The sequence below is a fragment of the Labrys sp. 22185 genome, from assembly GCF_052045555.1.
GTDB classification, from domain to species: domain Bacteria; phylum Pseudomonadota; class Alphaproteobacteria; order Rhizobiales; family Labraceae; genus Labrys; species Labrys neptuniae.
In genome coordinates, this window is record NZ_JBQEPH010000014.1 from 1 (window position 1) to 12878 (window position 12878).

12 protein-coding genes are annotated in these 12878 nt (G+C 63.1%); 3 read left to right on the forward strand and 9 right to left on the reverse strand.

The features are described 5' to 3' along the window. Positions 1 to 29: 29 nt before the first annotated feature. The 7 genes from rfbB to ACTJKX_RS23575 form a co-directional block, all read right to left on the reverse strand. Positions 30 to 1082 (reverse strand): dTDP-glucose 4,6-dehydratase, encoded by a 1053-nt coding sequence (rfbB, locus tag ACTJKX_RS23545; RefSeq protein ID WP_440726798.1) that lies wholly within the window; start codon positions 1080 to 1082, stop codon positions 30 to 32. Then, positions 1082 to 1663: a dTDP-4-dehydrorhamnose 3,5-epimerase gene (gene rfbC, locus ACTJKX_RS23550; RefSeq protein WP_440726799.1), complete on the reverse strand. Its 582-nt coding sequence runs from the start codon at positions 1661 to 1663 to the stop codon at positions 1082 to 1084. The genes rfbB and rfbC overlap by 1 nt, the downstream gene beginning before the upstream one ends. A gap of 842 nt (positions 1664 to 2505) precedes the next feature. Further along, entirely contained in the window at positions 2506 to 3444 is a 939-nt protein-coding gene (locus tag ACTJKX_RS23555) for a site-specific tyrosine recombinase XerD (protein WP_394314778.1), read from the reverse strand. 59 nt (positions 3445 to 3503) lie between these two features. Then, positions 3504 to 4199 carry an acid phosphatase gene (locus ACTJKX_RS23560; RefSeq protein WP_440726694.1) on the reverse strand — a complete coding sequence of 232 codons (696 nt, stop codon included), beginning with the start codon at positions 4197 to 4199 and terminating at the stop codon, positions 3504 to 3506. Positions 4200 to 4276: 77 nt separating this feature from the next. Further along, positions 4277 to 6334 (reverse strand): FUSC family protein, encoded by a 2058-nt coding sequence (locus ACTJKX_RS23565; RefSeq protein WP_394314777.1) that lies wholly within the window; start codon positions 6332 to 6334, stop codon positions 4277 to 4279. A 136-nt stretch (positions 6335 to 6470) separates the two neighbouring features. Next, on the reverse strand, positions 6471 to 7142 hold the full coding sequence (locus ACTJKX_RS23570; protein WP_440726695.1) for a methyltransferase family protein: 672 nt from the start codon (positions 7140 to 7142) through the stop codon (positions 6471 to 6473). A 120-nt stretch (positions 7143 to 7262) separates the two neighbouring features. Then, positions 7263 to 7427 carry a histidine kinase gene (locus tag ACTJKX_RS23575; protein WP_311932986.1) on the reverse strand — a complete coding sequence of 55 codons (165 nt, stop codon included), beginning with the start codon at positions 7425 to 7427 and terminating at the stop codon, positions 7263 to 7265. 133 nt (positions 7428 to 7560) lie between these two features. Between ACTJKX_RS23575 and ACTJKX_RS23580 the strand changes: the two genes are divergently transcribed. The 3 genes from ACTJKX_RS23580 (at position 7561) to ACTJKX_RS23590 (ending at position 10717) form a co-directional block, all read left to right on the forward strand. After that, positions 7561 to 8178 (forward strand): shikimate kinase, encoded by a 618-nt coding sequence (locus ACTJKX_RS23580; protein WP_311932983.1) that lies wholly within the window; start codon positions 7561 to 7563, stop codon positions 8176 to 8178. Further along, positions 8175 to 9308: a 3-dehydroquinate synthase gene (gene aroB, locus ACTJKX_RS23585; RefSeq protein ID WP_440726696.1), complete on the forward strand. Its 1134-nt coding sequence runs from the start codon at positions 8175 to 8177 to the stop codon at positions 9306 to 9308. Before ACTJKX_RS23580 ends, aroB begins: the two co-directional genes overlap by 4 nt. A gap of 125 nt (positions 9309 to 9433) precedes the next feature. Beyond that, positions 9434 to 10717, forward strand: coding sequence for an HlyC/CorC family transporter (locus ACTJKX_RS23590; RefSeq protein ID WP_440726697.1), 1284 nt, complete (start codon positions 9434 to 9436; stop codon positions 10715 to 10717). A gap of 52 nt (positions 10718 to 10769) precedes the next feature. On the opposite strand, the gene ACTJKX_RS23595 is transcribed toward ACTJKX_RS23590, so the two are convergent. Then, positions 10770 to 11309, reverse strand: coding sequence for a cytochrome b (locus tag ACTJKX_RS23595; protein ID WP_440726698.1), 540 nt, complete (start codon positions 11307 to 11309; stop codon positions 10770 to 10772). Continuing rightward, positions 11306 to 12358: a catalase family peroxidase gene (locus tag ACTJKX_RS23600; protein WP_394314773.1), complete on the reverse strand. Its 1053-nt coding sequence runs from the start codon at positions 12356 to 12358 to the stop codon at positions 11306 to 11308. The genes ACTJKX_RS23595 and ACTJKX_RS23600 overlap by 4 nt, the downstream gene beginning before the upstream one ends. Positions 12359 to 12878: the final 520 nt, after the last annotated feature.

Genomic DNA, 12878 nt, shown 5'->3' on the forward strand with positions numbered 1-12878 from the left:
AACCTCCTGGATCCGGACTGCCGGCAGGCTCAGGCGCTGACGAGCCCCAGCCGTTCGCCGGCATAGACCCCCGAGCGGATCGGGCGCCACCACCAATCATTGTCGAGATACCACTGCACCGTATGCCGGATGCCGGATTCGAAGGTCTCGAGGGCGCGCCAGCCCAGGTCCGCCTCGAGTTTGCCGGCATCGATCGCATAGCGCTGGTCATGGCCGGGGCGGTCCGGCACGAAGGCGATCAAATCCCGCCGCGGACGCGAACCGGCGACGAGCCCGTCCAGAACGTCGCAAATGGTCTCGACCACGCTCAGATTGCTGCGCTCGCTGCGCCCACCGACATTATAGGTCTCTCCCGGCCGGCCCGTCCGCACGATTGTCCACAGGGCACGGGCGTGGTCCCCGACGAAAAGCCAGTCACGCACATTGCTGCCATCGCCATAGACCGGCAATGTGCGTCCCTCCAATGCGTTGAGGATGACGAGCGGGATAAGCTTTTCGGGAAAATGATACGGGCCGTAATTGTTCGAGCAGTTGGAGATCAGCACCGGCAGGCCATAGGTGCGCATCCAGGCTCGGGCAAGATGGTCGGAAGCCGCCTTGCTGGCCGAATAAGGCGAGCTCGGATCATAGCGCGTGGTCTCGGTGAAGAGGCCGTCGCTGCCGAGCGAACCATAGACCTCGTCCGTGGAGACATGCAGGAAACGGAACGCGTCACGCTCCCGGCCCGAAAGCGTACGCCAATAGGCGCGCGACGCTTCCAGCAGGGTGTAGGTCCCCACGATATTGGTCTGGATGAAGTCATCGGCTCCGGCGATCGAGCGGTCGACATGGCTTTCGGCGGCCAGATGCATCACCGCGTTCGGGCGAAAAGATGCCATGACGGCATCCAGCTTCAGCCTGTCGGTGATGTCGCCGCGCATGAAGCGATAATTTCGTGAGCCAGCTATCGAGCGCAGAGAATGAGGATTGCCCGCATAGGTAAGCTTGTCGAAGTTGAGCACCTCGACATCCCCCTCCCCCACCAGCAGGCGCACCACGGCCGAACCGATGAAGCCTGCACCGCCTGTCACCAGAACACGCATCATGCGACACCTTCCTGTTCGGAGTTGTAATGAAACTGAGCCGGCAAGTCTTTCAGGAGCGGCAACCCCTGGTCCTTCGCCGAAAGCACGGGACCCTGTGGCAGCACGGGCCATTCGATGCCGATCGCAGGGTCATTCCACAGAATGCCGCCATCGTCGTCGGGGCTGTAGTAATTGGTGACCTTGTAGGCAACCAGCGTGTCCGGCTCCAACGTGCAATAGCCATGGGCGAAGCCGACAGGCACCCACAGCTGGTCGCCATCGACCCCGTCCAGGCGGGCCGAGACATATCTGCCGAAGGTCGGCGAGCCCTGGCGGATATCGACCGCCACGTCGAGTATCGCACCGCGGATGACACGAATCAGCTTGCCCTGCGCCATCGGCGAACGCTGAAAATGCAAGCCTCGCAGCGTACCCGCGGCGCCGGACAAGGCCTCGTTGTCCTGAACGAATTCTACGTCGGCAACCTGCTGGCAAAACCCGCGCGCACTGAACACTTCCGAGAAGTAGCCGCGGGCATCACCAAAACGTCGAGGGCGAACTCGCACGACTTCAGGGATGGCCAGGCGCTCGACAATCATCATACTAGCACTCACCAGAACTTTAAATGATGTATTTGATGCAAGACATTCATGTCAAGTCTATATTTTAAGCCAAAATGAACAATATAGTATAAAAATCGATTTACATTAATCTACGTCATGAATCAAACGACAAGAATTCAAATCAAGTAAAACTGTCATTAAATTTTAGTATATAACACATAAAATAGAAGTTTTTGGGAGGTAAAATACTGCTTTCAAATACAAAATATACAGACATAAAATACAATTACACCGAAAAAATCCCGAAAGTTTGCAGAAAACTCACTCGCTTCACTACAGAAGTTGTACAAGTAAGTTCATTTACGCCAGGGAATAATACTCCAAATAGGGGTTCATTTCGAAATATCGGATGAAGTCTGAAAATAAATTTAATCTAAATTATAATAATATTTAAGCGGATATGACAAAATCAATCGAATTCGCTCTTCTATGACAACAGATCATATAATTTAAATTTGTCACTATGCTCGAAATTTCATAATAAAATTTCACCATTTGCTTAAGTTTATTGATTTATCCGGGTGTTTTGGGTGCGCTCATTTCACTTGAAAGGTTTACCTGATCGCAATCAGATGCGCCACCACCCGCTCAAAACAATTGAAGTAGTATCGGTTGTGCATTCCAGCCGGCAGCCCCCGAGTACTTTCCGGACACAGACGCAAGAACAATGGCATACGAAACAACGGCATACGACGAGTGGGCGGCCCCGATACTACCGCCTGGCTCGAAAGATCAGGGGCAGAACGGGAAACCAGGCAGCAAGGCCGGCCGCGCGGATGGCGGTGCCATGGTGACGCGCAATGCCCCCGGCCGCAGTCTCAATCCGCAAGGGGATGCAGATCGCGCACCATCGACTTCACGCGCTCGTCCAGCACATGCGTGTAGATCTGCGTCGTCGCGATGTCGGCATGGCCGAGCATCATCTGCACGGAACGCAGATCCGCGCCGTTCTGCAGGAGATGACTGGCAAAGGCATGACGCAGCACGTGCGGGCTGATGCGGTCGGCACGAATACCGACGCTGGCCGCCAGCATCTTCAGTTCCCGCGCGAAATGCTGGCGCGTGAGATGGCCGCTCTCGCCGAAGGACGGGAACAGCCAGGGCGAGGCCCCGTCCCTGCCCGTCTGCCCGAGCAGGCCGAGATAGGCCTGCATGGCTCGCTGGGCCGCTTCGGTGAGCGGCACCAGCCTTTCCTTGGCGCCCTTGCCGACCACATTCAGCATGGCAAGCCCTGGCCGGGCCGCGGTGCGCTTGAGGCTGACGAGTTCCGAGACACGCAACCCCGAGGCATAGAGCGTCTCGAGCAGGGCGCTCATCCGTGCCGCCCTCAGGCGTTCCGTCAAGGGACGGGCAGCATCCTCGATCCCCTCGGCCGCCGCCGCCAGCATGCGATCGACCTCGGCCACATCCAGCACCTTGGGGAGGGCACGCCCACGCTTCGGTCCGTCGAGCACACCGGTCGGGTCGTCGTTGCGAAAGCCTTCGGCGTAAAGAAATTTGTGCAGTTGCCGGATCGCTGACAGATGGCGCGCCAGGGTGGTCGCCTTGAAGCCGAGATCGCTGAGGGCGGCGAGATGGGCCCGCGCCTCATCGGCGCCCGCCGTTGCGATCGCAGCGCCCCGCCCCTTCAGAAAATCACTGTAGTCGGTGAGATCGCGGCGATAGGCCTGCAGCGTGTTGTCGGCGCCGCCGCGCTCGGCGGACACCATGTCGAGAAAGGCATTGATCAGGCGAGCGTCGCTGGCGGGCTTGGACATGGCACCAGCCTAAGCCCGCCGAGGTTAACAGCCGGAAAACCGCGCCGTATGGGACCGGCTCAATAGCCGAGCGCCGCGCGCAGCTCCGTCTTGGCCGGAGCGAACTCTGCCTTGAAATCATCCTGGCGCAAGATGGTTGCGGCGATCACCGAACCGGAGATGCGGCCCATCTCGATGTCGGAAGGATAGTGGATGCCGGCGACCAGACGGCTATGGCCATAGTCCCAGGCCCGCGCCATGATCTCGGCGCGCTTCTCCGGCACCATGTCGGCGAGGACGATCCCCATCAAGGTGCCCAGCGTGGTATGGCCGGAGGGATAGGCGCCCGAGTTCGACAGCTTCACCACCGGCTTGACGATATCGCTCACCATGTGCGGGCGCGGCCGGTTGAGGATCTTCTTGGCAGGATCGACGACGGCCGCCTCCGTCTCGACCACGCGGTCGAAGAAAGCCGAGAATTTGGGTAGCTTGTCCTTGTCGAATTTGGGACCGAACAGCTCGCCGGCGAAGCGCCAGACCGTCTCCTCGTCGTCGGCCTTGGCATGGGCGACCATCTCCGGCGTACGCTCGATCTGAAGGGTGAGGATCTCGGCCAGTTCGGCCTTGGTCTTGTCGGAGTCCTTGGCCGGCGGCGGCGGCAGGATGGTGACGAGATCGATGATCTTCGCATCGGTGAAGGGCTTGGCATCCTCGGCCTTCGCGGGGGCGAAGGCAGCAAGAGCCAGCAAGGCGGCAGCGGCGAGAATCGTGCGCATGGGGCGCTCCTGTGGGTGGGGGCGCCGTCCGATTGGCAGCGGTCGATGACAACGCCGTGACGTTGCCGGGCCGCAGCTCAGAAATAAAGCGGATGATCCTCCAGGGCCAAGGCGATCACCCTGAGCGAAGCAGCCGCCTGCAGATGCGCGTTGGGACTGGTTTCCTTGACGATCTCGGCCGCCAATCCCCTCAGGGACACGATCATGTCGCGCAACAGCTTGGCATGCGGAATGCGGATGGCGAGGAGACCGGCGACACGCACCAGCATCTCCGAGACGGCGGCGGCATGGTCGGGCTCGATCAGGCCTTCGCGCAGGAAGCGGCGCAGGCGCAGGATCTCCAGCCCCATGGTCACCGCGGCCAGGCTCCCGTCCAGCACATATTGGCCCTTGCTGCCCACGCGCTCCAGCGGTGCCATCAGCTGGTTGATGCGATCATAGGCAAGGCTCTCGAAAGCCGAAGGCTTGGGCAGGCGCTCATGCAGGCAAAGCCGGGTGAGATCGGCCCGGAAAGCCTCGACCACGCGCTCGACCACGCTTTGCGGCCGGCGGGGCAGCACCACGGCGAACACGGCAAGGCTGAGCAACCCACCGCCAAGCACCGCGATCGCCGCATTCATGAACAACCAGGGCTCGGCCACCATGGGCTGGCGCGGGTTGAGAAAGAGCAGGAAGTTGATGGCGAAGGCCGTGGCGATCGGCGTGAAGCGCGGATTGGCCATACCCAGCGCCGCCGGCAGCAGCACCAGCCCGATCAGCGCCAGCAGCCAGGGGAGCCCCGGCAGATGGGGCAGCATGAGCTGGCCGACCAGGAAGGCGAACGGCACCGAATAGGCCGTGCCCTTGAGGAAGTCCCAGGCCGACCGCAGCGGATTGGGCATGGTGGCGAACAGGCTCGACATCACCGCCACCATCACCGCCGCACCTGCGAGGTCGGCCCAGCGCGTGGCGATCCAATAGGCGGTGACGATGGTGGTGGCGATCGCCGCCCTGATGGCGTTGACGGCCGCCACCTCATAGTCGCGATCGATGGTGAGGGCCGGCAGCTTCCATTGGCCGGGTGGGTCGGGCGCCCGCAGCCGCAGGGCGGCCAGTCCCTCCAGCACCTGGCGGATGGCGGTAAGGAACTCGATCAGCAAAGTGATGCGAGCCGCCGCCGCGGCGCGGTCCTCGTGGGGCTGCAGCGGTGCGCCGCGCATCGCCTCGGACTCACGGCAGAATTCCTCGATCTGCCTCAGCCAGGGGCGGACATCCTGGGTGAGCCAGTCGCCCTGGGCGATGCCGTCCAGCATGGTCCTGATGCGGTTGAGCAGCGGGCGCCAGCTCGAATCGGGCGCGCTGGCATGGGCAAGCAGCGTGTGCACGGCCGAGATGGCCGAGAGCATGTGGCCGATCGTGTGCCGGGCCATGCGCCCATGCGTGACCAGGCTGGGCGCTTCCAGGCGGGCATAGGCGCGCATGCCCGCCAGCGCCTCGATATCGACGATCAGGCGCTGGTAGCGCGTGTCGAGCTCGGCCTTCGCCGTGCCGCCGATCGCGCCGGCCCCATAGCGGGCAATGTCCCTGAGGCTGGCGCCGGCCCGTTCCACCAGTACGTCGCGGGCGAGTTGCGGCAGCAGGAAGCGGCTGGCCAGGCCGGCGCAGACGATGCCGAGCATGATTTCGATGCAGCGCGCCACCGCCAGTTCGTTGACGAGATGAGGATTGTCGAAAGCCGGCAGGCCGATGATGGCGGCCGTATAGCCGGCCAGTACCGCCCCATAGGCTTCGGGGTTGCGCAGGGTCGAGGCCACGAAGGTGCACAGGCCGATCCAGGCGGCCAGCAGCCCCAGGAAGAACAGGTGCTCGCTGCCCGTGAGCTTGACCATCGCCACCGAGGCAAGGGCGCCGATCAGCGTGCCGGCCAGCCGGAACAGCCCCTTGGCGAGCACCATGCCGGCGACGGGCTGGCTGACGATATAGACGGTCATCATCGCCCATTGCGGCTGTTCAAGCCCGAGCGCGTAGGCGATCGCCAGGGCAACGAGCCCGACTGCGGTGGTGCGGAATGCGAAGATCCAGTCGGCCCGCGGCGGCATGGCCAGATGCGGCAGGCTGAACGATGGACGGGCAGGCAGGAAATTCGAGCGAGGCATCACACCGGCCATACAGGGTTTGTCGCTGATTTGGTACCCGATCATGGCGCGCGATGATGAAGAGCATGCTGCCGCTGCGAGGCGCAAGCTGCTGTCATGAGAATAGGAAACGATCGTTTCCGAACCTGTTCCGGCCTCACCAGATCCCGGGCAGCATGCGATAGCGCACGCTCCGGGCGTAATCGGCATAGCCTGGCAGGCCTGTCATCAGGGTGCGTTCCTCGATGCGCGAGCGGAGCGCGAACGCCAGGAAGAACACCGGCATCATCGCAAGCCCCCACCAGGAGCCGATCAACAGCGGCGTGCCGATGAAATAGAGCATGACGCCGGCATACATGGGATGGCGGACAAAGGCATAGGGGCCCGTCGAGACCACATGATGGTGACGCTCGGCCTGCACCTTGACCACCGGCGCGGCGAAGGAGTTTTCGCGAAACACCCACATGACGAAGAGCGTGGAAGCCAGATAGAGCACGAGCCCGACGGCCTCGAGCGGGAGGGGCATGGTGGGGGCCCGTAGGCGCCGTTCGAGCCCGATCACCACGAACCAGACCACGGCGACCACGAGGAAGACCAGCATGAACCATTTATCCGCGCTGGGTTGCTCGGGAGCTTTCAGCCTCATGCGTTCGGCCAGCAGGCCCGGATCGGTCCAGGCAAGCCACAAGCCGGCGGCGAGGCCGACGGCCAGGGAAACAACCAGGTAAAACCAGGCCGCAGTCCAAGCCAGAGTGCCCGCGGAGAGGAACAGCACCAGGCCCATGATGCCGACGAACACCAGGTTTTGCAGGACCAGTTTGACGATCATGGCCATTGTCCCCATGCGGCAACGGCGTCATCCCGCAGGTATTGGGCGAAAATGCAGTTCTCGGAACCCCGAACGGGAAACAGGGCCGCTCCCGCCCCGGACCGCCAGCATGCGAGCAGGCTAGGGCTTGGCCGGCTCCTTCGGCGGCTCCAGGTTCCTGAGCGGAATATCCTGGCTCATCGGCCGCGTCGCCGGCTTCACGAATGTGCCCAGGGCATAGACAAGGCCGAACCCGGCCAGGCCCAGCAGCAGGAGAATGACAAGGAAACGGAAGAGGCTGGGCATGAGGATCCTGAAACGCAACGGTGCCAGGATAGTGCGCGATTGAGGGCAGCACCATGGCGTTGTGCCCTCCGCTTACCCGTGAGGCTCTTGCATCGAGGCCCCTCTCCGGTTCATTAGAACGATGGACTTGTTGATGCAGGACGATATGAGCGGCTTTGCGACACCCCCTGTCCCGGCCGAGCGCGAGAAGAAAATGGCGGAAGCCCTCGCGGGGCGGTCGGTCGTGCTGGTGGGCATGATGGGTGCGGGCAAGAGCGCCGTCGGCCGGCGCCTGGCGGGCCGGCTCGGCCTCGAATTCCGCGACGCCGATACCGAGATCGAGGAAGCCGCCCAGAAGACCATTTCGGAAATCTTCGCCTCGGATGGGGAAGCCTTCTTCCGCGACAAGGAACGCCGCGTCATCGCAAGGCTGCTTGCCTGCGACAAGCCGATCGTGCTGGCGACCGGGGGCGGCGCCTATATGAACGAGGAGACCCGTACCCTCATCGCCCGCTGCGGTATCTCGATCTGGCTGAAGGCGGAACTCGACGTGCTGATGCGCCGCGTTCGCCGCAAGCCGACCCGCCCTCTCCTGCAGACACCCGATCCGGAAGGCACGCTGCGCAAGCTGATCGAAGTCCGCTATCCCATCTATGCCGGCGCCGATGTCACCGTGCTGTCGCGCGACGTCGCCCAGGAGACAGTGCTCGAGGACGTCGTCACCGCCCTCGAACATCATCTATCGACAGAAAGATCGGACAAACCGGCATGAGCCAGCCCATCGTCGTTCCCGTCGCGCTGGGCGCGCGCTCCTACGAGATCGCCATCGGCCCGGGCCTCCTCGCGGAAGCTGGCCAACGCATTTCCGCCCTCGCGCCCAAGGCGCGCCTCGCCATCGTCACCGACGCCAATGTCGCGGCCCTGCATCTGGCGACATTGGCGGCGAGCCTCGATGCGGCCGGTATCGAGCACCAGACCATCACGGTCGCGCCCGGCGAGGCCTCCAAGAGCTTCGCCACCTTCGCCGAGGTCTGCGAGGGCCTGATCGCCACCCGGGTCGAGCGCGGCGATCTCGTCGTCGCCTTCGGCGGCGGCGTGATCGGGGACTTGGCCGGCTTCGCGGCGGCGGCGGTCCGGCGCGGCATGCGCTTCGTGCAGATCCCCACCAGCCTGCTGGCGCAGGTCGATTCCTCGGTGGGCGGCAAGACCGGCATCAATTCCCGCTACGGCAAGAACCTGGTGGGCGCCTTCCACCAGCCCAGCCTGGTGCTGGCCGATACGCAGGTGCTCGATACCCTCTCCAGGCGCGAATTCCGCGCCGGCTATGCCGAGGTCGCCAAATACGGCCTCATCAACGACGCTCCCTTCTTCCATTGGCTCGAGACGAATTGGCAGGACGTGATGGCGGGCGGGCCGGCGCGCGTCGAGGCGATCGCCACCTCCTGCCGCTCCAAGGCCGGCATCGTCGCCCGCGACGAGACCGAGACCGGCGAGCGGGCCCTGCTCAATCTCGGCCACACCTTCGGCCATGCGCTGGAAGCGGTCACCGGCTACAATTCCGCCCGCCTGGTGCATGGCGAAGGCGTTTCGATCGGCATGGTTCTGGCCCATGAATTCTCGGCCCGGCTCGGCCTGTGCTCGCAGGAAACGCCCTCGCGCGTCGCCGCCCATCTTGCCACGGCCGGCCTGCCGACCCGCATCGACCAGGTGCCGGGCGGTGCCGGCACCGCGGACGAGTTGATGAACGCCATCCTGCAGGACAAGAAGGTCAAGCGCGGCAAGCTTACCTTCATTCTCACCCGCGGCATCGGCGAGAGCTTCATCGCCAACGATGTCGACCCCAGTGCCGTGACGGGCTTCCTGGAAGAGAAGCTCGCCGACGCCGGCAAGCTGGGAGCGTGATGATGTCTGAACCGTCATTGCGAGCGCAGCGAAGCGATCTGGATTTGGCCCGCCATGAAGATCCGGATTGCTTCGCCGCGCCCGCCACGACGATCTCTTTCCTTGGGCCGAGCCGGAAGTAACCCATGCATCCCGAGGCCTGGTACTCGCTCTTCATCGTCTTCCTGCTCCTGCTGGCGGGCTTTTTCTTCGCGGGCTCGGAAACCGCGCTCACCGCCGCCTCGCGGGCCAGGCTGCTGTCGCTGGAGAAGAATGGCAGCCAGCGCGCCAAGATCGTCAACAAGCTGCTCGACATCCGCGAGGCGATGATCGGCTCGCTTCTGGTCGGCACCAGCATCGTCAACACCGCCGCTGCGGCTTTGACGACTGGCATCCTGCTCGACATTTTCGGCGATGTCGGCATCTTCTACGCCACCATCGTCATCTCGGTCCTGACTATCATCTTCGTCGAGATCCTGCCCAAGACCATCGCCATCAACTATCCCGAGAGCTTCTCCCTGGCGGTCGGGTGGCCGGTCCGGCTGGTGGTGCTGATCTTCTCGCCGGTGACGGGCCTGCTCGGCTGGCTGGTGCGCGCCATCCTACGCCTCGTCGGCCTGGAAGTCGGCAAGCACCCCTCCTTGCTCTCGGCCACCGACGAATTGCGCGGCACCGTCGACCTCCTGCACAAGGAAGGCTCGGTGGAGAAGACCGACCGCGACATGTTCGGCGGCCTGCTCGATTTGCAGGAGCTCACCGTCGACGACGTCATGGTCCACCGCACCAAGATGTTCTCCGTCGACCTCGAAGAGGGGCCGGCCCAGATCGTGCAGAGCGTGCTCGCCGCACCCTATACCCGCATCCCGGTATGGAAGGAGAGCCCCGAGAACATCATCGGCGTGCTGCATGCCAAGGATCTCCTGCGCGCCCTCGACGCCGCCGGCAACGATCCCCTCAAGCTCGACATCGAGGAGATTGCCCTGCCGGCCTGGTTCGTGCCCGACACCACCTCGCTGGTCGACCAGCTGCGCTCCTTCCGCCGCCGCAAGCAGCATTTTGCCTTCGTGGTCGACGAATATGGCTCGGTGCTCGGCATCGTCACGCTGGAGGACATCATCGAGGAAATCGTCGGCGACATCTCCGACGAGCATGATCTGGTGGTGACGGGCGTGCGCCCGCAGGCCGACGGCGCCGTCAATGTCGACGGCTCGGTGCCGATCCGCGACCTCAACCGCGCCATGGACTGGACCCTGCCGGACGAAGAGGCCACCACCATTGCCGGCCTCGTCATCCACGAGGCCCGCACCATCCCCGAGGCCGGCCAGACCTTCACCTTCCACGGCTACCGCTTCCAGGTGCTGAGGAAGCAGAAGAACCGCATCGCCTCGCTCAGGATCACGCCGATCGTGCCGGAGGAGCCGGACGCGTGAGAGTGGGCCCCGAGAGGCATCCGCCTCGTCACTGAGCCTGATCCATACGTCTTTACTCGGTCCCAACCGTCATTTGCTTGAAGACCTCATCCCGCCTTACCAGCAGGTGGAAGAGAGCTGCCGCGATGTGAACCAGGACCAGCGCAAAGAAGGCCATTGCCAGATAGAAATGAGCATCCCAGAGCAGGGCATGCATTTCGCGGCTGGCCGGCAGGATCGCAGGCAGGCGCAGGCCGCCCGCCAGGACGATCGGGTAACCCGCCGCGGACATCATCGCCCATCCGATCAGCGGCATCCCGATCATCAGCAGATAGAAGGCCAGATGCGACAGATGGGCCGCCAGCTTCACGGGCGCCGGCAGATCATAGGGCAAGGCAGGCGCGCCTTTTCTCAATCGGACCGCCAGCCTGAGGAGCGCCAGCACCAGAATGGCGACGCCGAGGCTCTTGTGAATTGAAATCAGGGAGAGATAGTCCGGCCCGATCGTCCGCACCATCGCCACGCCGATGAACAGCATGGCGAGAATGCAGATCGCCATCACCCAGTGCAACAGTCGCTGCAGGAGCGAGAAGGAGCCGCTGGCCGCTGTCATTGCTGTGCTCCCTGCTGGCTGGGATAACTGCCGGATTCGGCCGTTCGCCGGTCGAACGAAACGGCATAGGCCGCCGAACGGGCGGCCGGGAATGGATCGTCCGAGGTGCGGATGCCGTCGGGAAGCACGGTCGGATCGAAGTTGATATCCCGGCACGGCCCATGATCCTCGGCGAGGATCTGCGTGGCGGATAGCGTTCCCACCTCCACCGTCTTTCGATCATCCGGCCAGGCCTTGCTCGGATCCGCGGTGGGATCGCCCGGATTGGCCAGGGTGACGACCATCTTCCATTGCACGGGTCCCGCCTTCACCCGTTCCGCGATTTCCTGCTCGAGGAAATCGGCGTTGCGCTTGGCCAGATCGTCCGGCGCAAGTGCACTGGCGGCGACCGTGGGAACCAATGACCAGCGCACCGCCTGCTCCGCGCCCGCTGCATTCGTGAAGATGAAGCTGTTCAGGCTGTTGAAACGGTCCTCGGCATAGCTTGCCGTCCATGGCGTAGCCTTGGCCCAGCCGCCGAACGCCGCGATTTCGGGATGGGCACCGGCAAAACGCTTCATCGCCTCCGGATCCTTGCTCGCCGAGGCGATGAGGAGCTCGTAGAACGCCTGCGGCGTGGAAACCGGGAAGAAGGGCGGGTCGATCATGGCGCTGCGCCATTGCTGGCCGTCGGCTCCGGTGATCTGGATGCCAAGTCCCCTCACCCGGACCGTGGCATCGTTGGCCTTCGGGTCCGGCGTGCCGAGATTGAGGCGCCCGACGACCGCATAGCTGCCGGCCGCCAGCATGCTGGCCTTCGACAGGCTGGCACCTGACCCATTCGCCTCGAACTGCCCCGTGAAACAGATGCCCTTGGCATGATTGCGCCGGTGGCCGAGCGCCGGCCCGGTGGCGGGCGCCAGGGCATCGACGAGTTTCTGCGAGGTGAGGGCCTGGGGTGAAAGCCACCCGGCAGTGTAGGCAAAAGCAGCGCCTCCACCTGCGACGACCACCCCAATAATCGCAAAAGATAACCAGGTAGAATAGGAGGACGCCGGACTTGATGACATCACAACTCCTTAAGCCGAATTCCGACACGATAAAAAGAAAAGATAATTTCTTCCTCAACTGCGGAAGAATTTCTTATTCTTCATCCGAGAATGGAGGCAAGTCAAGCAGACATGGCGACCAATACTCGCCGCATCCCGCGCCACAGGCGACGGCGGCACATTCATGATGACGCACGTCAGTGATGACGCACGCTTGGCGCCCCTCTTTCGACATCGAGTTGACTTGATAGCATTCCTCCACGCCGGAAACACGCAGTGAGGTCATCCGTGCGTCTGAAATTCGCGTGAACGATCAAGCTCGCGGATATGCGCAGCGGGGATCCCGAAGGCTATCGATCTGTTTCCGAGATCCGATATGCCGAGGCCGCACATTTCTCCTTTCCCGGCCTGGCATGGCCACATCAAGCGGGTCCGCGTCCCTCTTCCCCTCCCCTTTGTGCCCTACGTCACACGCCAGTTGCCGACACCGGAGTGCGCCCTTTAAACTTGGCTCGATTTCCCCTATTTGGTTGCTCAACAG